The organism is Loigolactobacillus backii (assembly GCF_003946275.1).
GTDB classification, from domain to species: domain Bacteria; phylum Bacillota; class Bacilli; order Lactobacillales; family Lactobacillaceae; genus Loigolactobacillus; species Loigolactobacillus backii.
The window spans coordinates 1-20821 of record NZ_RHNQ01000031.1 but is presented as its reverse complement, the minus strand read 5'-3'; the positions used below and the strand labels follow the sequence as shown (position 1 = coordinate 20821).

General features: G+C 40.4%; 18 protein-coding genes, 1 tRNA gene and 1 riboswitch. Of the genes, 17 read left to right on the top strand and 2 right to left on the bottom strand.

Annotated features, from left to right (window positions below):
* Positions 1-18: 18 nt before the first annotated feature.
* From dnaN to cytX, 17 genes are all read left to right on the top strand, one after another.
* Entirely contained in the window at positions 19-1158 is a 1140-nt protein-coding gene (gene dnaN, locus EKM61_RS06950; RefSeq protein WP_068225921.1) for a DNA polymerase III subunit beta, read from the top strand.
* Between the two features lie 296 nt (positions 1159-1454).
* Positions 1455-1691 carry a S4 domain-containing protein YaaA gene (gene yaaA, locus EKM61_RS06945; RefSeq protein WP_068226277.1) on the top strand — a complete coding sequence of 79 codons (237 nt, stop codon included), beginning with the start codon at positions 1455-1457 and terminating at the stop codon, positions 1689-1691.
* Entirely contained in the window at positions 1691-2815 is a 1125-nt protein-coding gene (gene recF / locus EKM61_RS06940; RefSeq protein WP_068225920.1) for a DNA replication/repair protein RecF, read from the top strand. The genes yaaA and recF overlap by 1 nt, the downstream gene beginning before the upstream one ends.
* 30 nt (positions 2816-2845) lie before the next feature.
* Positions 2846-4798, top strand: coding sequence for a DNA topoisomerase (ATP-hydrolyzing) subunit B (gene gyrB / locus EKM61_RS06935; RefSeq protein WP_068225919.1), 1953 nt, complete (start codon positions 2846-2848; stop codon positions 4796-4798).
* Between the two features lie 54 nt (positions 4799-4852).
* Complete coding sequence (gene gyrA / locus EKM61_RS06930) at positions 4853-7327, top strand: DNA gyrase subunit A (protein WP_068225918.1); 2475 nt, start codon at positions 4853-4855, stop codon at positions 7325-7327.
* A 242-nt stretch (positions 7328-7569) separates the two neighbouring features.
* Positions 7570-7869, top strand: coding sequence for a 30S ribosomal protein S6 (gene rpsF, locus EKM61_RS06925; RefSeq protein WP_068225917.1), 300 nt, complete (start codon positions 7570-7572; stop codon positions 7867-7869).
* A 78-nt stretch (positions 7870-7947) separates the two neighbouring features.
* Positions 7948-8499, top strand: a complete 552-nt coding sequence (gene ssb, locus EKM61_RS06920; protein WP_068225916.1) for a single-stranded DNA-binding protein — start codon at positions 7948-7950, stop codon at positions 8497-8499.
* A 48-nt stretch (positions 8500-8547) separates the two neighbouring features.
* Positions 8548-8787, top strand: a complete 240-nt coding sequence (gene rpsR / locus EKM61_RS06915; RefSeq protein ID WP_068225915.1) for a 30S ribosomal protein S18 — start codon at positions 8548-8550, stop codon at positions 8785-8787.
* A gap of 276 nt (positions 8788-9063) precedes the next feature.
* Positions 9064-11097 carry a DHH family phosphoesterase gene (locus tag EKM61_RS06910; RefSeq protein ID WP_068225914.1) on the top strand — a complete coding sequence of 678 codons (2034 nt, stop codon included), beginning with the start codon at positions 9064-9066 and terminating at the stop codon, positions 11095-11097.
* Positions 11098-11145: 48 nt separating this feature from the next.
* Positions 11146-11598, top strand: coding sequence for a 50S ribosomal protein L9 (gene rplI / locus EKM61_RS06905; protein ID WP_068225913.1), 453 nt, complete (start codon positions 11146-11148; stop codon positions 11596-11598).
* A 266-nt stretch (positions 11599-11864) separates the two neighbouring features.
* Entirely contained in the window at positions 11865-13274 is a 1410-nt protein-coding gene (gene dnaB / locus EKM61_RS06900; RefSeq protein ID WP_068225912.1) for a replicative DNA helicase, read from the top strand.
* A gap of 249 nt (positions 13275-13523) precedes the next feature.
* Positions 13524-13907: a hypothetical protein gene (locus EKM61_RS06895; RefSeq protein ID WP_068225911.1), complete on the top strand. Its 384-nt coding sequence runs from the start codon at positions 13524-13526 to the stop codon at positions 13905-13907.
* A gap of 515 nt (positions 13908-14422) precedes the next feature.
* Entirely contained in the window at positions 14423-15715 is a 1293-nt protein-coding gene (locus tag EKM61_RS06890; RefSeq protein ID WP_068225910.1) for an adenylosuccinate synthase, read from the top strand.
* A gap of 41 nt (positions 15716-15756) precedes the next feature.
* Positions 15757-15861, top strand: a riboswitch (TPP riboswitch).
* Between the two features lie 75 nt (positions 15862-15936).
* A complete protein-coding gene (thiM, locus tag EKM61_RS06885) occupies positions 15937-16743 on the top strand; it encodes a hydroxyethylthiazole kinase (protein ID WP_068225909.1) in 807 nt (268 codons plus the stop codon).
* A 16-nt stretch (positions 16744-16759) separates the two neighbouring features.
* On the top strand, positions 16760-17584 hold the full coding sequence (gene thiD, locus EKM61_RS06880; protein ID WP_068225908.1) for a bifunctional hydroxymethylpyrimidine kinase/phosphomethylpyrimidine kinase: 825 nt from the start codon (positions 16760-16762) through the stop codon (positions 17582-17584).
* Entirely contained in the window at positions 17571-18236 is a 666-nt protein-coding gene (thiE, locus tag EKM61_RS06875; RefSeq protein WP_068225907.1) for a thiamine phosphate synthase, read from the top strand. The genes thiD and thiE overlap by 14 nt, the downstream gene beginning before the upstream one ends.
* Positions 18223-19398, top strand: a complete 1176-nt coding sequence (cytX, locus tag EKM61_RS06870; RefSeq protein ID WP_068377161.1) for a putative hydroxymethylpyrimidine transporter CytX — start codon at positions 18223-18225, stop codon at positions 19396-19398. Before thiE ends, cytX begins: the two co-directional genes overlap by 14 nt.
* Before the next feature lie 82 nt (positions 19399-19480).
* Here cytX and EKM61_RS06865 read toward each other — a convergent pair whose 3' ends face one another.
* Positions 19481-20245 (bottom strand): gamma-glutamyl-gamma-aminobutyrate hydrolase family protein, encoded by a 765-nt coding sequence (locus EKM61_RS06865; protein ID WP_068225905.1) that lies wholly within the window; start codon positions 20243-20245, stop codon positions 19481-19483.
* Between the two features lie 294 nt (positions 20246-20539).
* Positions 20540-20612, bottom strand: a tRNA-Lys gene (locus EKM61_RS06860).
* Between the last annotated feature and the right edge of the window lie 209 nt (positions 20613-20821).

Sequence of the window (20821 nt, the reverse complement as noted above, 5' to 3'; positions counted from 1 at the left end):
AGAGGAGGCTCCATCTATATGCAATTCTCAATCAACCGTTCCGTTTTTATTAAACATTTAAATGACGTGCAACGTGCCATTTCGTCTAAAACAACGATTCCGATCTTAACGGGAATTAAAATCGTTTTGACAGACGCCGGTTTAATGTTAACGGGCAGTAACGCAGACATTTCTATTGAATCATTCATTTCTGCTACTGATGATAAAAATGAATTAGATATTGGTTCAACTGGCTCAATTGTTTTATCGGCTCGTTTCTTTAGCGAAATTGTCAAACGATTACCTGAAGACACTATGAATTTAGAAGTTAAGGATAATTTTCAAACGGAAATTAAATCCGGTCCAGCCGAATTCACGATTAATGGCCTAGACGCCAATAATTATCCCAACTTACCTGAAATTGATACTGAAGATCAATTAATCTTAGACGTCAGTGTTCTAAAACAATTGATTGCCCAAACTGTTATTGCTGTCTCTAATCAAGAAAGCCGGCCGATTCTAACTGGTATTCATTTAGTTCTTGATCAGGGTGAACTGATGGCTGTCGCAACGGATTCACATCGCTTATCGCAACGTAAAATTAATTTAGATCTGAACCCTAACATTCACTACGACGTTATTATTCCTGGTAAAAGTCTCGTTGAACTTTCGCGAACGTTAGACGATGATATTGATACCGTTGAAGTACGGATTGCCGAAAATCAGGTTCTCTTTATTGCGGGGGCAACTTCGTTCTATTCACGTTTGTTAGAGGGAAATTATCCAGAGACATCACGTTTAATTCCAACTAGCTCAACAACCCAAGTCGAATTTAGTGCGCCTGTACTTTTAGCAGCAATTGAACGTGCATCATTGCTGTCTCATGAAAGCCACAATAACGTAGTTAAATTAGCACTTAATCCTACAGAAAATAACGTTACTATTTACGGTAACTCGCCAGATGTTGGTAACGTTGAAGAAGCATTGGCTAGCGAGAATTTAAGCGGTGATAGTTTAGAGATTTCGTTTAATCCTGATTATATGAAAGATGCATTACGTTCTTTCGGTCAGACACAAATTCACATCGCCTTTACTTCGGCACTTCGTCCATTTACGCTTGTGCCAACGGAGGATAACGATCATTTTGTTCAATTAATTACACCAGTTCGAACTTTTTAAATATGATCAAAAATGCATCCTAGACGGTCAGAATATTGGCCATCTAGGATGCTTTTTTTTGCCATAAAATTACTTTAGAGTCAGTTTGCGCAAATTTTACGTAAACTAACGTTAAAATGACATAAATAGCCTTATTTTTTTATTTTAGCTTCTTTAAGTACTTTTAGTGTCTTTTGTCGAATTAAGCTAAAAACGCACTGAGTCGCATAATTTGGCTATTTACATTGTTTTTTTCTATTAAAACGCGTATAATATATGAGGTAAACAAATGTAATAGAGCGAAGTGAGGGATGTTATTGAAAAAAATTGTGGATCTCGATACCGCTTATATGACGCTTGGTCAATTATTAAAAGAATTAGGTTTAATTGATTCTGGTGGACAGGCCAAATGGTTCTTGCAGGAGCAGCCTGTTTTAGTGAACCAAACAGCGGAAAATCGACGCGGACGTAAGCTAGTGGCGGACGACCAAGTGACAATTCCTGACGTTGGCGATTTTATTTTACGGCAAGTAACCAATTCGGATGATAACTAATGTACGTTGATCATTTAATCTTGACAAATTATCGTAATTATAAAAAAGTTGACGTTCATTTTTCTAAGGATACGAATGTTTTACTTGGTGAAAATGCCCAGGGTAAGACTAATCTATTAGAAGCAATCTACGTTTTAGCAATGACTAAAAGTCACCGAACAAATAATGAAAAGGATTTTATTAAGTGGCAAGCCGAATTTGCTAAAATTCAAGGGACAATTCAAAAAAACAACAGTAAGTTACCTTTAGAACTGGTTATTAGTAAAAAAGGCAAACGAGCTAAAATTAATCATTTAGAGCAAGCTAAATTATCACAGTATTTGGGTCAACTAAACGTTATTTTATTTGCGCCAGAGGATCTATCGCTTGTTAAGGGCTCACCGGCAGTTCGGCGGCGCTTTATTGATATGGAATTTGGACAAATGAGTCCTCGGTATTTATATAATATTAGCCAGTATAAGACAGTTTTAAAACAACGTAACCGGTACTTGAAACAACTCAAGTACCAGCAGGCCAAGGACCAAGTTTACTTAGAGGTACTGTCCGACCAGTTGGCCCAGTACGGTGCTGCTATTATTCATCAACGAATACAATTTTTGGGTAAGCTAGAAGGTTGGGCGCAAAAATTGCATAGGAGCATTACTGACGGCGCCGAAACATTGACTTTTAGTTACATTACACAAATTGAGCAGGCTAAAGATCAATCAGTCGAAGAATTAACTGCCGCACTGCAAAAACTTTTACGTAGCGATGTTAAGCGTGAAACTGAACAGGGCACGACGTTAGTTGGACCACATCGCGATGATGTGCGTTTTTTAGTTAATCAAAAAAATGTGCAGACATTTGGTTCACAAGGACAACAGCGTACGACTGCCTTATCCGTTAAATTAGCGGAGATTGATTTGATGAAGGAACAAACCGGTGAGTACCCAGTCTTATTGTTAGATGATGTTTTATCGGAGTTGGACGATTTGCGCCAAACACACCTTTTAAAGGCTATCCAGCATAAAGTGCAGACTTTTTTAACGACAACTAGTTTAAGTGGTGTCGCCAAAACGATGATTCAGGCGCCGCGGGTTTTTCATATCACACATGGCGAATTAGTACAAAGCGACCATGATTAACTGGAAGAAAGAAAATGGAGGGAACAACACTTGACGGATTCAGAAAAAAAAGAAGAGCGTCTTGAAGAATTAGCCAAATCTTATGATGCTAGTCAAATTCAAGTTCTTGAAGGCTTAGAGGCTGTTCGGAAACGACCAGGGATGTATATTGGTACGACAACTTCTCAAGGTCTACATCATTTAGTTTGGGAAATTGTGGATAATGGGATTGATGAAGCGCTGGCTGGATTTGCGGACGAAATCAACGTCACTGTTGAAAAAGACAACTCCATCCGTGTGACTGATAATGGTCGCGGAATTCCAGTTGATTTGCAGCAAAAGACCGGCCGGCCAGCCGTTGAAACGATTTTTACTATTCTCCATGCTGGTGGTAAGTTTGGCGGCGGCGGTTATAAAGTTTCTGGTGGTTTACATGGTGTTGGTGCTTCAGTCGTTAACGCTTTGTCTAGCCAATTAAACGTTGAGGTCCTTAAAGAAGGAAAACGCTACTATATGGATTTCAAGCGCGGTAAAGTTAATACTGAGCTTAAGGTTAGTGGCACAATTCCAGAACATGAACACGGCACAATTGTTCATTTTTGGCCTGATCATGATATTTTTAGGGAAACAACCGTTTATGATATTAAAATTTTAACAACGCGAATTCGTGAGTTGGCCTTTTTGAATAAGGGTTTACGAATTAGCATTGAAGATTTACGTCCTGAGAAACCGACCAAAGAAGTTTTCCACTATGAAGGTGGCATTAAGAGTTACGTTGAGTATTTAGACAACGGTAAGCACGATCTTTTTCCAGAGCCAATTTACGTGGAAGGTGACGAAAAGGGAATTAAGGTTGAAGTTGCTTTACAATACACTGACGATTACCACACTAACTTGATGACCTTCGCCAATAATATTCACACTTATGAAGGTGGGACTCATGAGGCTGGTTTTAAGGCCGCGTTAACGCGAGTAATTAATGACTACGCGCACAAAAAGAACTTTCTTAAAGACAGTGAAGATAACCTTTCGGGCGAAGATGTTCGTGAAGGGATGACTGCTGTTGTTAGTATCAAACATCCAGATCCGCAATTTGAGGGCCAGACTAAGACAAAATTAGGTAATTCTGACGCACGAACGGTAACTGATCACACCTTTGCGGAGACATTTTCTCGTTACTTGATGGAAAACCCAGATATCGCTAAAGATGTTATGGATAAGGGATTATTAGCCTCTAAAGCACGCCTAGCAGCTAAGCGTGCCCGGGAAGTTACCCGGAAAAAATCAGGATTAGAGATCAGTAATTTACCTGGTAAGTTGGCTGATAATTCCAGTAAAGATCCTGAAATTAGTGAACTATTTATTGTTGAAGGGGATTCGGCCGGTGGTTCTGCTAAGCAAGGCCGGTCACGGTTAACGCAGGCCATTTTACCGATTCGTGGTAAGATTTTGAACGTTGAAAAAGCCAGTTTAGATCGTATTTTAGCAAATGAAGAAATTCGAACATTATTTACAGCGATGGGAACTGGTTTTGGTGATGAATTTGATTTATCAAAGGCACGTTACCATAAATTAATTATTATGACTGATGCCGATGTAGATGGTGCACATATTCGCACGTTACTTTTAACGTTATTTTACCGTTATATGCGTCCGGTTGTGGAGGCAGGTTACGTTTATATTGCTCAGCCACCGTTGTATCAGGTACGGCAAGGAAAAATGCAAAAGTACATTGATTCTGACGAGGAACTGGAAACTGTTTTAGGTAGTTTACAACCTAGTCCTAAGCCAGTTATTCAGCGTTATAAGGGCCTTGGTGAAATGGATGCTTCTCAATTATGGGAAACAACGATGGATCCAGATTATCGCCGTTTGTTGCGGGTTGACGTTTCCGATGCCATTGAGGCCGATCACGTTCTTGAAATGTTAATGGGTGACAAGGTCTTACCACGGCGTCAGTTTATTGAAGATAATGCCCATTACGTCGAAAACTTGGACGTTTAATGGATCTTTAATTTTAGGATATATAGATGATTTTGAAGGGAGTCAATGAAGTAAATGGCAGACGAACCACAAAATAGCCGGATAAAAGACGTCAATTTATCGACAACAATGCGTACCTCGTTCTTGGACTACGCGATGAGTGTTATCGTTGCACGGGCATTACCGGACGTTCGTGATGGTCTAAAACCAGTCCAACGTCGTATTTTATACGGTATGAGCGAATTAGGAGTAACACCGGACAAGCCATATAAGAAATCGGCCAGAATTGTTGGGGATGTTATGGGTAAATTCCATCCCCATGGTGATTCATCAATTTATGAAGGCATGGTACGAATGGCGCAAGACTTCAGTTATCGCTACATGTTAGTTGATGGACATGGTAACTTTGGCTCCGTCGACGGTGATGGCGCCGCTGCAATGCGGTATACCGAAGCTAAAATGAGTAAAATTGCAACGGAAATGTTGCGCGATATTAACAAAGATACAATTGATTACCAAGATAACTATGATGGTACTGAAAAAGAACCTACTGTACTACCGGCACGCTTTCCTAACCTACTAGTTAATGGTTCAACGGGGATTGCCGTTGGGATGGCAACAAATATTCCACCACATAATTTGAGTGAGGTTATTAGTGCACTGCATATTTTAATGGATAATCCAGAAGCAACTACAGCCGATTTAATGGAGGCAGTTCCTGGTCCTGATTTTCCAACTGGTGGTTTAGTCATGGGCAAATCAGGTATTCGCCGTGCTTATGAAACTGGTAAGGGAACCATTATGCTCCGTGCACGAACTGAGATTCAGGAACAAAAAAACGGTAAGGAACGCATTATTGTTACTGAACTTCCGTACATGGTTAATAAGGCCAGATTAGTTGAAAAAATTGCTGAATTGGCACGTGATAAACGAATTGATGGAATTACAGATCTAAACGATGAATCCGATCGTGAAGGTATGCGTGTTGTTATTGATATACGCCGTGACGTATCAGCTTCAGTTGTTTTGAACAACTTATATAAATTAACGATGATGCAAACTTCTTTCGGCTTTAACATGTTAGCCATTGTTAACGGCACACCGCGCACGTTGAGTTTAAAAGAAATTTTGCAGTATTACTTAAAACATCAAGAAGAAGTTATTCAACGGCGGACGGCTTTTGATTTACGCAAGGCCGAAGCTCGTGCGCACATCTTGGCTGGTTTACGAATTGCGCTAGATCATATTGATGAGATTATTCGAATTATTCGTAGTTCTAAAACTGGTGAAGTTGCCAAAAATATTTTAATGGAACGCTATGAATTAGACGATAAGCAAACACAGGCTATTTTAGACATGCGTTTGGTTCGTTTAACTGGTTTGGAACGCGATAAAGTTGAGTCTGAATATGCTGATTTAATGGTCAAAATTGCCGACTATAAGGATATTTTGGCTAAACCGGAACGGATCAACCAGATTATTTATCAAGAATTGTTAGAAATTCAAACTAAATTTGGTGATAAGCGGCGGACTGAGTTGTTAGTTGGCGAAGTTCTAAGTCTTGAAGATGAGGATTTAATCGAAGAAGAAGACGTTGTGATTACTTTGACGCACAATGGCTATATCAAGCGCTTACCTGCTTCTGAATTTAAGATCCAGAATCGTGGTGGCCGTGGTATTCAAGGTATGGGCATTCACGATGATGATTTCATCGAACACCTAGTCTTTACCTCAACGCATGATATGCTATTATTCTTCACGAATACGGGTAAAGTTTACCAGGCAAAGGGCTACGAAATACCCGAATATGGACGAACTGCCAAGGGAATTCCGGTAATTAATCTGCTTGGAATTGATTCTGGCGAAAGTATTCAAACAGTAGTTAATGTAGCTTCAGATGCTGAAGATAACTATTTGATGTTCACTACGCTGAAGGGAGTTGCTAAGCGGACACCTGTTGCGGAGTTCCAAAATATTCGTAGTAATGGCTTAAAGGCAATTACCTTAAAAGAAAATGATGAGCTAATTAACGTTAGTTTGACAGATGGTAAGCAGAATATTATTATCGGAACGCACTTAGGTTATGCGGTTAGCTTTGCTGAAACGGCCGTTCGTTCAATGGGTCGTTCTGCAACCGGTGTTCGTGGTATTCGCCTACGTGAGGGTGACTATGTTGTTGGTTCAGATTTATTAACTGCTGACAGTGAAGTTCTTGTTATCTCTGAAAATGGTTACGGTAAACGTACTAGTGCCAAGCAGTACCCAATTAAGGGCCGTGGCGGTAAGGGGATTAAGACGGTTAACGTGACCGATAAAAACGGTCCATTAGCTGGTTTAACAACTGTCAATGGTAATGAGGATGTCATGCTGATTACTAATACAGGTGTTGTTATTCGTTTCCACGTTAGCGACGTTTCACAAACTGGTCGGGCAACCTTAGGTGTTCGTCTAATTCGAGTTGACGACAAGGCTAAGGTCGCAACAATGGCCAAAGTTGAACCAGAAGTGGCGGATACTGAAGCAACCACTGAAGATCCAACGACTGATTAATTGTAAAAGTTAAACGAGATCGTTTTGGCGTAAGTTATCTATAAGGTGACGAAAGCCAAAACGATTTTTGTGTTTTAATTATCAATTCCCACTTGATGACTGAGGGCCATAAAATTGGAAACTAGTTGAAAGTTCTGTCAACGCGTGCTATAATTTTTATTTGTGAGTATCTAGTTATTTAGATTCTCCTTGTTTCCAACATTGGGTTGGAGACCTTAAAGTCCATAAGGAGGTGAACAGTCATGGCTCAATCAAAGAAATATGAAATTCTCTACATTATTCGTCCAGATTTAGACGATGAAAGCAAAACAGCCTTAGTTGAACGTTTTGACGGCATTTTGCGGGATAACGGTGCAGAAGTGATTGAATCAAAGGACTGGTCGAAACGACGCTTAGCGTTCGAAATCAAAAACTACCGCGAAGGTTTATACCATTTAATTCGTGTAGCAACTGATGATGATACGCCACTAGGTGAATTCGACCGTCTTTCAAAGATTAATGACGATATTTTACGTCATATGATCACACGCGAAGAAGACTAATTAGTGCGCTGTATCTTTTCGAGTAAAAGATACAACGAGTAAATAAAATTTTAAAAAAAGAAAGGGGAGCTTTAGGATATGATTAATCGTGTCGTTCTTGTTGGTCGTTTGACCCGGGACCCTGATTTACGTTATACCTCTGGTGGTGCTGCTGTAGCAACTTTTACTGTCGCCGTTAACCGTCAATTCACTAACCGTAATGGTGATCGTGAAGCTGATTTTATCAGTTGTGTTATTTGGCGAAAGGCCGCAGAAAATTTTGCTAACTTTACCCATAAAGGATCATTAGTTGGTGTTGATGGCCGAATTCAAACGCGTAATTACGATAATGCAGAAGGTCAACGTGTTTACGTGACTGAAGTTGTTGTCGATAATTTCTCATTGTTAGAATCACGGTCTACTGACGAACGTCGTCAGCAAAATAATGCTAACCAAAACCCTGGTGGTTATCAAGATAAGCCAGCCAGTAACTTTGGTGGTAACGCTAATAATAATCCAGCTCCTCAGTCATCAAGTAGTCAAGCACCTGCGAGTGGTTCAACCAGCAATACACCTAATAGCAATCCTAATGATCCGTTTGCAAATAACGGTGATTCGATTGATATTTCCGATGATGATTTACCATTCTAATGTGTTGTAATGATTACTAATTCCATTTAAGTGGGGAGGAAATCAATTATGGCTCAACAACGTAGAGGTGGACGTCGCCGTCGTAAAGTAGATTATATCGCTGCTAATCATATTGAACACATTGATTACAAGGATACAGATTTATTACGTCGCTTCGTTTCAGAACGTGGCAAGATTTTACCACGTCGTGTAACGGGTACTAGTGCCAAGAACCAACGTAAGATTACAATTGCAATCAAGCGTGCACGGATCATGGCTTTATTACCATTCGTTTCCGAAGATATGTAGACAGTTATTAGATCGAGACAGTTTGTCTCGATCTTTTTTTATACTCAGTTGTTCCACGTGAAACGTTTCCTGATTCGACTTAAAATGAGTCTTTTCCTAGTTTGTGCTAAAATAAAAGAAGTACTTTCCATTTTGGATTGTTGAGTGAGTTAATAATGGAATGAATAAACGGGGAGAAGCTATACTAGAAGCCTAACTGACCATATTTGAATGGTCAAATAGTTAGTTGGATTTTTCTGGTACGGCTCTGAATGGTTAAGTGATAGAGGAGTTAGTATGAAAAAATTATTTTCGCAGAACCTACTGCCAGTGTTCTTGCAGAATAATCGGCTGCGTTTGGTATCAGCAAGTCTGATTATATTAGCAAGTGTTGGAATTATTCTGGCGTTCTTCATTAATTTTATTTTAGGACTCTTTTTATTTGTGCTTTTTGTTGCATTAGTAGGCACAACTTTTTATGCAATCGACACAGTTACGAAAAAAACGAATCGCTATATTTCAGATCTTTCTTACCGAATTAAACGTGGCGAACAAGAAGCATTGATTCAAATGCCAATTGGAATTTTGCTTTATAACGAAGATGCTGAAATTGAGTGGACTAATCCGTATTTACAGCAATATCTGGGTAAACAAGAAGTATTAGGCAAAAAAATTGCGACAATTGATCCTGAATTGGCCACGTTAATCAGTGAAAATGAATCCTTTGACGAGCCGCGCAATGTTCGCTGGGGCGATAACCAATTTGAAATTATCATCCAAAAAAGTATTCACGTTGTCTATTTATTAGATATCACGCGTTACGCTAAGATTGAAGACCGCTATAATGATGAACAGTTAGCCATTGGTCAAATTTTCTTAGATAATTACGATGAAATTACCCAAACAATGACTGATAAAGATATTTCTAACCTGAATAATTATGTTACCAATGAGTTAAGTAACTGGGCACGGAAATACGGTATGTTTTTAAAGCGGGTGGATGATGATCATTTCTTCGTTATTTTATACGCCAAGGCATTACAGGCGATTGAAGCGGATAATTTTAAGATTTTGGATCGAATTCGTGAGCGAACCTCTAAACAAAATTATCCGTTGACCTTATCTTTAGGAATTGCCTATAATGATACTGATCTAGCCAAATTGGCTACTCTTTCGCAAAGTAACCTTGATTTGGCTCTGGGTCGTGGTGGTGACCAGGTTGTGGTTAAATCCGAAGATGATCCTGCACGATTTTATGGTGGTAAGACTAATCCAATGGAGAAACGAACGCGTGTCCGGGCACGAATGATTAGCCAGGCCTTACAAGAAGTTATGGGTCAGGCCGATCAAGTTTTTGTTATGGGTCATTTCAAACCGGATATGGATTCATTAGGCGCTTGTCTTGGTATTCGACGTATTGCGGCAATGAATGGCAAAAAATGTTACGTGGTTGTGAATCAAGATAATTTACACAGTGATGTTCAACGATTGTTAGATGAAATTAAGCGCTATCCAGAAATTGAGCCTTTCATTGTTACACCTGAGCAAACGACAGATTTAGTGTCTGAACATAGTTTATTAATTATGGTCGATCATTCTAAGCCTTCACTTACAACTAGTCCGGCCTTATACGAAAAGTTGCATGACCGGACACTTATTATCGACCATCATCGTCGTGGTGAGGAATTCCCCGAGAATCCAATGTTGGTTTACATTGAGCCTTACGCATCATCAACGTGTGAGTTAATCACTGAGATGTTTGAGTACCAACCTAAGGATACTGAGGCAATTAGTAAGATCGAAGCAACGGCAATGTTGGCCGGCATTACGGTGGATACAAAATCCTTCTCGTTAAGAACAGGAACCCGAACGTTTGATGCCGCCAGTTACTTACGCTCGGTTGGCGCCGATGCCGTGATGGTTCAACGTATTTTGAAGGAAAACGTTAATAATTATATTCAGAAAAACCACCTAATTGAGACAATCAAATATATAAAACCCAATGTGGCTTTATGTGCTGGTGAAGAAAATAAAACTTATGATCCAGTTGTTGCGGCACAGGCGGCAGATACTTTGTTATCATTATCTGGAATTAACGCATCATACGTCATAACTAAGCGGCCTGATGGTAAAGAAATTGGTATTTCGGCCCGTAGCTTGGGTGAAGTCAATGTTCAAGTTATTATGGAGAAAATGGGTGGCGGTGGTCATTTATCTAACGCCGCTACCCAGTTAACGGGAGTCAGTATTGATGAGGCCAAGCAACAATTAATTGACGTTGTTAATGAGGTAGAAAAGCCTGCCGAAGATGCTGCCGAAAAAAGTAAGTAAGTATTAAAATTAATAAATTTAATCCGAATAAAGAGAGGTTGTTTAATCATGAAAGTTATTTTCCTAGAAGATGTTCGTGGTAAGGGTAAACGCGGCGAGGTTAAAAATGTTCCTGATGGCTACGCACAAAACTTTTTGATTAAAAATAATAAGGCAATGCTTGCAACAAAAAAAGCAATGAGCCAATTAAAAGGCCAACAAAAGGCTGAAGAAAAACGTGCTGCTGAAGAATTAGCAGTGGCTAAACAAGTAAAAGAAAAAATTGAAGACGATAAAACAGTTGTTGAAATTAAATCTAAGGCTGGTGAAGATAGCCGGCTCTTCGGTTCTGTTCCTAGCAAGCAAATTGCTCAGGCTTTGGACAAACAGTTTGGAATTAAAGTTGATAAGCGCAAAATCGAGTTACCAGAGCCAATTCGGGCACTAGGTTATCGAAATGTGACCGTGAAATTATTCGATGACGTTACGGCTAAAATTCGGGTTCACGTGGTTGAACAGTAGTCCAATTGACGATGTGAAGTATGGATTTTGATCGTTGCTAAATGGCGTTAGTGGGTTAAGTGACAGTGCCTTTTTAGATATGTCTAAATAATTCAGTCGTGAAATGCCGGTAAAATTAGGTTAAAACACGCCCAAAATAAAAATGCGGAATGAGGAGGTGCGCTACTTTAACTCTTCATTCTGCATTTTTGGGTTATTGCCATGGATCAATCCAACACGTATAATGATGGCATTGTCGTCGCGTTTGTATTTAAGGGAGTTTTAAGATGAACAATGAATTAATTGACCAAACACCACCGCAGAATATTGAGGCTGAGCAGGCCGTTCTTGGTGCGGTGTTCTTAAATCCTGAGGCGTTAGTTGAAGCAATGGAGTTTGTTGAACCAGCTGATTTTTACCGACGTGCCCATCAGCTTATTTTTCAAGCAATGGTTGATTTAAATGACGCTTCAGAAGCTATTGATGTTGTGACTTTGAAGGATCGTTTAGCAAGCCAAAATCAATTAGAGGATATTGGTGGCATGAGCTATCTAGGTGACTTAGCAGTTGCTGTGCCAACTGCTGCTAACGTGGCTTATTATGCTAAAATAGTCCAGGAAAAGGCAATTTTACGTCGTTTGATTAAGGCCGCCACAACAATTGTAACTAGTAGTTATTCCCAAGAAGAAGGTGTCTCGACCATTTTGGACGAGGCCGAGCAGGGAATTCTAAATGTTTCTGAGCAGCGTAATTCTTCTGGATTTAAGCCAATTTCAGACGTTTTAAATTCAGCAATTGAGCAAATTGATCAGTTATACCAAAATAATGATGATATCACGGGGCTACCTACTGGTTACCGCGATTTAGATAAAATGACAGCCGGTTTACAAGAAGATGAGCTAGTCATTATTGCTGCGCGGCCGGCCGTTGGTAAGACGGCCTTTGCGTTAAATATTGCCCAAAATGTTGGGACTAAGACGGATAAGACGGTAGCTATTTTTAGCTTAGAAATGAGTGCAGAGTCTTTAGTTAACCGAATGTTGTGCGCTGAAGGTAGTATTGATGCTAGCCATTTACGAACGGGACAGTTATCCGAAGAAGAGTGGCAGAATTTAATTATTGCCATGGGCAGTCTGTCTAAGGCCTCAATTTATATTGACGATACGCCAGGAAATAAAATGTCAGAAATTCGGGCTAAATGTCGCCGTCTTGCCAAAGAAAAGGGTAATCTAGGCTTAATTGTTATTGATTATCTGCAATTAATTGAAGGTAGTAATCACGAAAGTCGGCAACAAGAAGTTTCAGGAATTTCACGACAATTAAAAAAATTGGCTAAGGAATTACACGTTCCAGTTATTGCCTTATCGCAATTATCGCGTAGTGTGGAACAGCGACAAGATAAGCGACCAGTTTTATCGGATATTCGTGAATCAGGATCAATTGAACAGGATGCGGATATTGTTGCCTTTCTTTACCGGGATGATTATTATCGGGATGAGCCTGATGAGGATAGTAATGATGATAGCCAATTTGCCCAATCTAGCGCTGCTGGCGGTACTCGGGAAGAAGATCAAGAAGTCGGCGAAGTAGAAGTTATTATCGAAAAGAACCGAAGCGGCGCCCGCGGTACAGTTAAGCTGCTCTTTGTCAAACAGTACAATAAGTTTTCATCAATCGCATACGTGCCAGAAAATTAAGCACAGCAACTTACTTTGGTAAACACGTTCAAACTAAATTGGTCAGAAAAATGACTAGTAAAAGTAATCTTTAAACGTAACCCAAATCAGTGACCAATTCAGCCAACGAATTATTTTACGCGTGGCTACTATTTGGCCATTTAATACTAATCGGTTCTAAAATTAATCTGCCACTAGGTAAATACCTAAGCGGCAGATTTTTATTTTCTAAAATGGGCCTTTATAATGATGAAAAGGAGGAAATTCATAATGTCAATGAACGTTTATGATGTTTTGCGGACCGCGACAACTTCACGGGATCGTTATTTTGAATCAATTTTAGTTGAGAATCAGTACTTTCCGCTTGCTCACGCGGCCTTTATTCAAATTACGGATGCTAAAAACAATGAAGATGTTGAAGATTTAACAACGCTAGACATTGAGGAACAAGTACGTGCTTACCTTAAAATCCCGCCAAGTTTTTTTAATGACGAGGACAGTTTACGCTTTGGTGATGAATTAGATGAATATCATGAATTAGTAGAAACGGCGACTGATTTAATTGAGGGTGGCCGTTTAGCTGATGAAGTACACGTCTTTAAAGTGACCGATGACGAAACCTTAATAATTAACGGCGACTTATTTGGGGTCTAGAGACTTAAGCGCAAACTGTAGCGCGCTTAGGCCGCGGAATAGAATAAAATTTGATTTTAATATAATCGCGCTTAAAAATTATTCATCCTTTGATGGCTGAGAATGTCATCCTTTAGGTATAAGGTGTTGGGCTAGTAGATGAATGTCACTGAATGCGGCGTTATTAAAATGGCTAAAAGTGTGGTACAAACGGCATAGCGTGACCGTGATAATTTTACGTAGAACCTTAAGATTATTTTCAAACGGCAACACTCAAAATATGACGGGTTACACCGCATTAATAAATAACGGACTGATAAAAAGCTAATTTAGTTCCAATAGCACCCACAACAATAATGTTCGTATTTTAAGCATATTATTAATAATATTATTATTTTGTTCGTTTTTAATATTGATAATCCGCAATGTACGGAATTTCATTCGTCTTTTTGTTGCTAAGCTGGTCATTTACTGCTACAATGACAGCTGTTGTGTTGGTAATTTAGACACGAAAAATAAATAATTGAGGTGTTTATATGGCATCAGTTGTTGTAGTAGGATCCCAATGGGGCGATGAAGGAAAAGGGAAAATTACCGATTTCTTAGGCGAGGCTGCAGACGTCATTGCACGTTCGCAAGGTGGCGACAACGCGGGACATACAATTCACGCGCAAGGCAAAATCTTGAAGTTACGCTTAATTCCATCCGGTATTCTCTACCCAGACAAAATTTCGGTTATCGGTAACGGTGTTGTCGTTAATCCAGAGTCTTTGGTAGCAGAATTGGACTACTTAGCTGAGAACGGGGTAACGGCGGATAATCTACGGATTTCCGACCGCGCCCATGTAATTTTACCCTACCATATCGAACTAGATCGCTTGCAAGAAGCTAGTAAGGGCGATCAAAAGATTGGCACTACGAATCGCGGCATTGGTCCGGCTTATATGGATAAGGCGGCTCGGGTCGGAATTCGGATGGTCGATTTGCTCGATAAGGAAGTCTTTAAGGAAAAACTTACCGCAAATTTAGAAGCTAAGAATCGTGAGTTTACAGAAATTTATGGTGGAAAAGCATTAGCATTTGCTGATATTTTTGAACCATTCTACACGTATGGTCAACGACTTAAAAAATTCGTCACTGATACGTCAGTTGTTTTAAACGACGCTTTAGATGATGGTAAAAAAGTTCTTTTTGAAGGCGCCCAGGGTGTCATGCTAGATATTGACCAAGGAACGTATCCTTTTGTGACTTCATCAAATCCAGTTGCCGGTGGGGTAACTGTCGGTAGTGGTGTTGGGCCAACGCGGATTAATCGCGCCGTTGGTGTTTGTAAGGCCTATACTTCCCGGGTTGGTGATGGACCATTCCCAACTGAATTACATGATGAGATTGGCGACTTTATTCGCGAGGCAGGGCATGAATACGGAACTGTGACAAAGCGGCCGCGGAGAATTGGTTGGTTTGACTCTGTTGTCATGCGCCACGCTAAGCGCGTTTCTGGCCTGACTGATCTTAGTTTAAACTGTGTTGATGTCTTAACTGGACTTAAGACGGTTAAGCTTTGTACGGCTTACGAACTTGATGGTAAAATAATTTATCATTATCCCGCTAGTTTAAAGCAATTGGCCAAATGTAAGCCAGTTTATGAAGAAATGCCCGGTTGGGACGAGGACATTACCGGTGTTAAAACGTTGGCCGAATTACCAGCGGCTGCCCGCCATTACGTGGAACGAGTTCAAGAGCTGGTTGGCGTTAACATCGCAACCTTCTCTGTTGGTCCTGATCGTGATCAGACTAACGTTTTAAACAACATTTGGCAAGAAGCTTAAAGTATTTTTGACAAGTTACAATTATAACGGTTACAATTAAATAAATTCACTAGGGGTGTTCTGAAAAGAACTGAGACGTGGTTTAGGCACGGACCCTTTGAACCTGTAAGTTTATACTTGCGTAGGGAAAGTGACGAAGCTAGCAATTCAAGTCAGCGCCTACTTTATGCAAGTAAGCGGTGGCTTTTTATTTTGGTTAATTATTACTGGAGGTTTTTGAAATGAAATTAGCTTTACTGGAACAATTACGGCAGCGAAATCCATTGGTTTTTACAATTGCCAATTTTGTAACCGTTAATGATGTTGCTAATGGTTTGATTGCAATCGGTGCGGCACCGATGATGTCTTTAGAACCGGCCGAGGCCCAAGAGATGGTGACGGCCGCTGATGGTATTACGCTAAATTTAGGAACGCTGACGCAACAACAAATTGGCCAAATGCATAGTGTGGGTTATTACGCACAATTGGCTAATAAGCCAGTTGTTTTGGATCCAGTGGCGGTTGGTGCTATTGCTTTCCGTAAAAAAATTGCCCGGGAAATATTGGCTGCCTTTCCAGTTAACTTGATTCGTGGTAACGCAGGTGAAATTACGGCGCTGGTGGATGTTGCCTGGCAGGCCAAGGGAGTAGATGCAGGCCACGGAGAAGCTGATTTACAAAAAGTGGCCAAGCAAGTTGCCCAACGCTATGATTGTGTTGTTGTTATCACCGGACCAACTGATATTGTAACTGACGGCCAGCGACTAACTTTAATTGAAAACGGTAGCGCTCTTTTCCCCTTGATGACCGGCTCTGGCGATTTATTATCGAGTATTTGTGCCGCTTTCTTAGCTCTAACCACGGAGACAGTTGATGACTTTTCAGCGGTTACCGCCGCCTGCCAAATTTACGCCACAACGGGTGAGTTGGCGGCCCAGTCATTAACCGCGGAATTACCAAATAGTTTCCGGACTGCCCTGATTGATCGATTACATACTGTTACCGTTGCGGAAATTGAGAAAGTTGCTCGGTACCAAGAATTAAAATAATTTGGAGGTTTTATCAATGAATTCATACCCACAGGCAGCAACCATTGCCGGAATCGATTCTGGTGGTGGGGCAGGTGTTAATGCTGATGTCAAAACAATGCAGGAACGCCACGTTTTTTCCGCAACAATTATCGTTGCCGTAACGGCCCAAAATACGTTAGGTGTACAGGATTTTGAGCCAGTTTCCATTAAATTGATTAACGAGCAATTCAAATCATTAGCGGATGACCTCAATATTCGGGCTTGTAAAACAGGGATGTTGGCTGATGCGGCCCACGTTCACGCTGTTGCCCAGAATTTACAACGCTATGATTTTGGCCCTTACACGTTGGATCCAGTCATGGTGGCAAAGGGTGGCGCTCATTTACTAAGTGATGACGCGATTGCGACAGTTAGAGATGAATTAATTCCACTAGCAACAGTTGTAACCCCTAATTTACCAGAAACAGAAGCACTAACTGGTGGAAAGATTGAATCGGAAGCCGACATGCAGGCTGCTGGCCACACTTTACAACAATTAGGTGCTAAAAACGTGGTTGTAAAAGGTGGTCATGGCGCTAATAGCCAAACTTCCAGTGATTTTGTTTTACTGGAGAATGGCCGCTCATTTTGGTTAAGTACCCCACGAATTGCAACGAAGAATACACATGGTACTGGGGACACATTTGCATCGTGCATTACGGCCGAATTGGCTAAAGGAAAGAGTGTTGAGGCGGCTATTCGTCTGGCTAAGGCCTTTATTCAGGCGGCCATTGCTGACGGGATTGACGTTGGTCATGGTCACGGTCCAACAAATCACTGGGCCTTTAGAAAGGTGGTACAAACGGATGCAAAAGACTGATTTAGCCGTCTATTTTGTTGCCGGTAGCCAGGATATTCCAGCTGGTGAAACCTTGTTAGGTGTACTTGAAGCGGCCTTAAGTGCAGGAATTACGACTTTTCAATACCGAGAAAAAGGAAGTAATAGTTTAACCTCTGCTACTGCTAAATTGGCTTTGGCGCAACAGGCCCGCGATTTGTGTGCTAACTATAAGGTTCCCTTTATTGTGGATGACGACGTTGATCTAGCGCTTGCAGTAAAGGCTGATGGTATTCATGTTGGGCAAAAGGATGAGACCATTCAACAAGTAATTCAGCGGGTGCGGGGAAAGTTAATTGTTGGACTTTCTTGTAATACACTGGGGCAAGTTAAGCGCGCTCAAAGTATTGTTGGTATCGATTATCTCGGAATTGGCCCCATTTTTTCCACAACGTCAAAGGCTGATGCTGAACCAGAAATTGGAATTGTGGGATTAAAACGAGCACTTAGTTTTAATAAATTACCAAGTGTTGCGATTGGTGGGATTGATAGTAATACAATGGCCGCAACGGCTGCAACTGGAGTTGATGGGTTGGCGGTTATTTCACTGATAACGCACAGTCCACAACGCGCTAAAATTATTGCGGCAATGCGGCATCTCTACCCTCAGGTTTCTAAAAATGAAAGAAAATAGTCGGATTAGTGGGCAATTCTTATTATGGCTTGGTGCTGCCATTTCAATTGCGGAAATTATAACTGGGAACTTAATTGCACCACTTGGATTGGCCAAGGGATTTCTGGCAATTCTAGTTGGGCATATCCTAGGTTGCTTTGTTTTCTTGTTACCTGCAGCGATAATGGGCGGGCGCCAACGACGTACCGCAATTGCGTCAACTCATTTTGCCTTTGGTCATTTAGGCGTGCAACTGTTCTCACTTCTTAATGCACTTCAATTAATTGGTTGGACGGCGGTTATGATTGCTAACGCCATTAGTGCGCTTAATGGTGTTTCCGGCCGTTTATTTAATTTTAAAAGTGCACTATTCATGGGCCTAATCATGGCGGCCTTACTTATTTTTTGGTTATTAATTAATAACGATTGGCTTTTTCGGATTAATAATCTAGTCGTAGCTTTACTTTTCGTTGGTTCTTTAATTATGTTATGGCTTGTTTTACGAATACCACAGCATGCCTCAGTGTTAACGGGAAATTCAATAACTTTTGGTGCCGCCGTTGAATTGGGAGTTACGATGGCGTTATCCTGGTTGCCACTGATCGCGGATTACACTAGTCAAACTGAAGAACCAATAAAGGTATCTTGGGCCAGCACGGCCGGTTATTTTATCGGTAGTCTTTTTATGTTTTCAATTGGACTACTGGCCGCCGTTCGAACGGGTAAAACGGATATTACTACAATTTTAGTTAGTTCTGGTCTAGGTATTTTGGCGTTATTTATTATTATTTTTTCAACCGTCACAACGACATTCTTAGATGCCCATTCGGCCGCAGTTAATGTTCACAATATTTGGAAAAAGCTAAATTTGAAGTGGTTGGCCAGTGGCGTTGTGTTGATTGGTTTAATCATCGCTTTGGTGGTACCACTCAGTTTGTACCAGCAATTTTTATATTTAATCGGCTCGATTTTCGCACCATTGTATACAATAGTATTCGTTAATTACTTCTTATTGAAGCGACCATTAAAGATTAAACTAAACTTTATTTTTTGGCTAGTTGGCGTGGTCGGTTATTATTGGCTACAGCAATTTAACTTTATCCTCGGCACAACAACCAGCGAACTTCTTCTTTTGGGAAGTATTGTTTGGATAACTGGGTATTTTATAAATCGATCTAAATAAAAATGACCCACAATAACGTGAAATTGGTATCAACATCCTTACCAATTAACATCCTATTGTGGGCTATTTTTATTTTTCAAAATTATTTAACAACTTTTAATTGTGGTGCTGCAGTTTTGGCCAGAGCAGCAGCGCCACTACGTTGAATAAAATCACGGAATAGATCTTGCATGGCAACTGCGTGTTTGTACATGTTTTCTGGGTGCCACTGAACAGCCAAAATCTGATTATTGACTTTTGACTCAACTGCTTCAACTACTTGATCGTCACTACGAGCAACTACGTTTAAGCTAGGAGCGACAAGCTTGACCGCCTCGTGGTGACGTGAATTGACGTACGGACGTTCACCCATGATTTTGTACAAGCGACTATTTTTTTCTACGGTTACGTGGTGCGTTGGTAAATTACCGGGTGCCGTTTGCGCGTGCTTTAACTTAGCAGTGGGATCTTCAGAAAGGTCTTGATAAAGTGTCCCACCCAAGGCTACGTTAATGACTTGCATGCCCCGACAAATACCAAAAATACTTTTTCCAGCGGCGACGGCTTGTTTTACAAGTTCAATTTCAAATTCATCTCGAGGAATATAGGTTTGGCCAAGATTCATATCAGGTTCCTCGTTATAAAAAGTTGGATCAACGTCGAAACCACCAAGAAATAAAACACCATCAAAAGAATCTAAGTAATCGGCGACATTTTCCGGCGCACTATTTGGTAGAATAACGGGTAAGCCACCTGATTTTAAAACAGCGTTAACGGCCATTCGCGGTGTAAAATCGGCGTTACGCTCATTAATAATATTGGTTGCTTCAGTTAATGTATCTGCAGGCATTGCGATGCGTGGACGCATGAATCGAGCCCCTCTCATTTAAATTTAATAATTGCAAGAATGATAAGCCCATTACTTAATAAAAGCAAGCCATTATGTGTATTTTCTAGATTAAAATTTCATGTCAAAAGTTACGAATAATTCTAGCGAAGCAGATCGATGTGTGGCAGTCACTTTATTTAACGTTATGCCGTTACCAGATTTAAAGGGTCTAGTTGTTAGCTATGGGTGTGCTATAATGGGGGCACTGTTGGGAGTTACAGAAAACAAAAAAAGACAGACGCTCTTAACGTCTGTCTTACTCAATGAAATAGATGGACCGTCGGGGGATCGAACCCCGGACCCACGGATTAAGAGTCCGTTGCTCTGCCAGCTGAGCTAACGATCCATGTCATCAACAAGAAATAGTATAGCAAATAATAATCAGTCACGCAAATCTTTTTTGTAAAAATTTTATATTTCTTTAAAGTTCAATGAAATCACGTGTTTATTTTTGTAAGAACGTGCTTTTATTATAAAACTGAAACTTGAAAGCTAATAATCACGCCAAAGGCGTGTGGTTATTGGCTTTTTTGGCAAAAAAATAAACGCAAGCTC

Excerpts from the sequence above, each read along its gene's own strand:
- dnaN (WP_068225921.1), top strand. The coding sequence starts at position 19 with ATGCAATTCTCAATCAACCGTTCCGTTTTTATTAAACATTTAAATGAC.
- recF (WP_068225920.1), top strand. The coding sequence starts at position 1,691 with ATGTACGTTGATCATTTAATCTTGACAAATTATCGTAATTATAAAAAA.
- gyrA (WP_068225918.1), top strand. The coding sequence starts at position 4,853 with ATGGCAGACGAACCACAAAATAGCCGGATAAAAGACGTCAATTTATCG.
- rpsF (WP_068225917.1), top strand. The coding sequence starts at position 7,570 with ATGGCTCAATCAAAGAAATATGAAATTCTCTACATTATTCGTCCAGAT.
- ssb (WP_068225916.1), top strand. The coding sequence starts at position 7,948 with ATGATTAATCGTGTCGTTCTTGTTGGTCGTTTGACCCGGGACCCTGAT.
- rpsR (WP_068225915.1), top strand. The coding sequence starts at position 8,548 with ATGGCTCAACAACGTAGAGGTGGACGTCGCCGTCGTAAAGTAGATTAT.
- EKM61_RS06910 (WP_068225914.1), top strand. The coding sequence starts at position 9,064 with ATGAAAAAATTATTTTCGCAGAACCTACTGCCAGTGTTCTTGCAGAAT.
- rplI (WP_068225913.1), top strand. The coding sequence starts at position 11,146 with ATGAAAGTTATTTTCCTAGAAGATGTTCGTGGTAAGGGTAAACGCGGC.
- dnaB (WP_068225912.1), top strand. The coding sequence starts at position 11,865 with ATGAACAATGAATTAATTGACCAAACACCACCGCAGAATATTGAGGCT.
- EKM61_RS06895 (WP_068225911.1), top strand. The coding sequence starts at position 13,524 with ATGTCAATGAACGTTTATGATGTTTTGCGGACCGCGACAACTTCACGG.
- EKM61_RS06890 (WP_068225910.1), top strand. The coding sequence starts at position 14,423 with ATGGCATCAGTTGTTGTAGTAGGATCCCAATGGGGCGATGAAGGAAAA.
- thiM (WP_068225909.1), top strand. The coding sequence starts at position 15,937 with ATGAAATTAGCTTTACTGGAACAATTACGGCAGCGAAATCCATTGGTT.
- thiD (WP_068225908.1), top strand. The coding sequence starts at position 16,760 with ATGAATTCATACCCACAGGCAGCAACCATTGCCGGAATCGATTCTGGT.
- thiE (WP_068225907.1), top strand. The coding sequence starts at position 17,571 with ATGCAAAAGACTGATTTAGCCGTCTATTTTGTTGCCGGTAGCCAGGAT.
- cytX (WP_068377161.1), top strand. The coding sequence starts at position 18,223 with ATGAAAGAAAATAGTCGGATTAGTGGGCAATTCTTATTATGGCTTGGT.
- EKM61_RS06865 (WP_068225905.1), bottom strand. The coding sequence starts at position 20,245 with ATGCGTCCACGCATCGCAATGCCTGCAGATACATTAACTGAAGCAACC.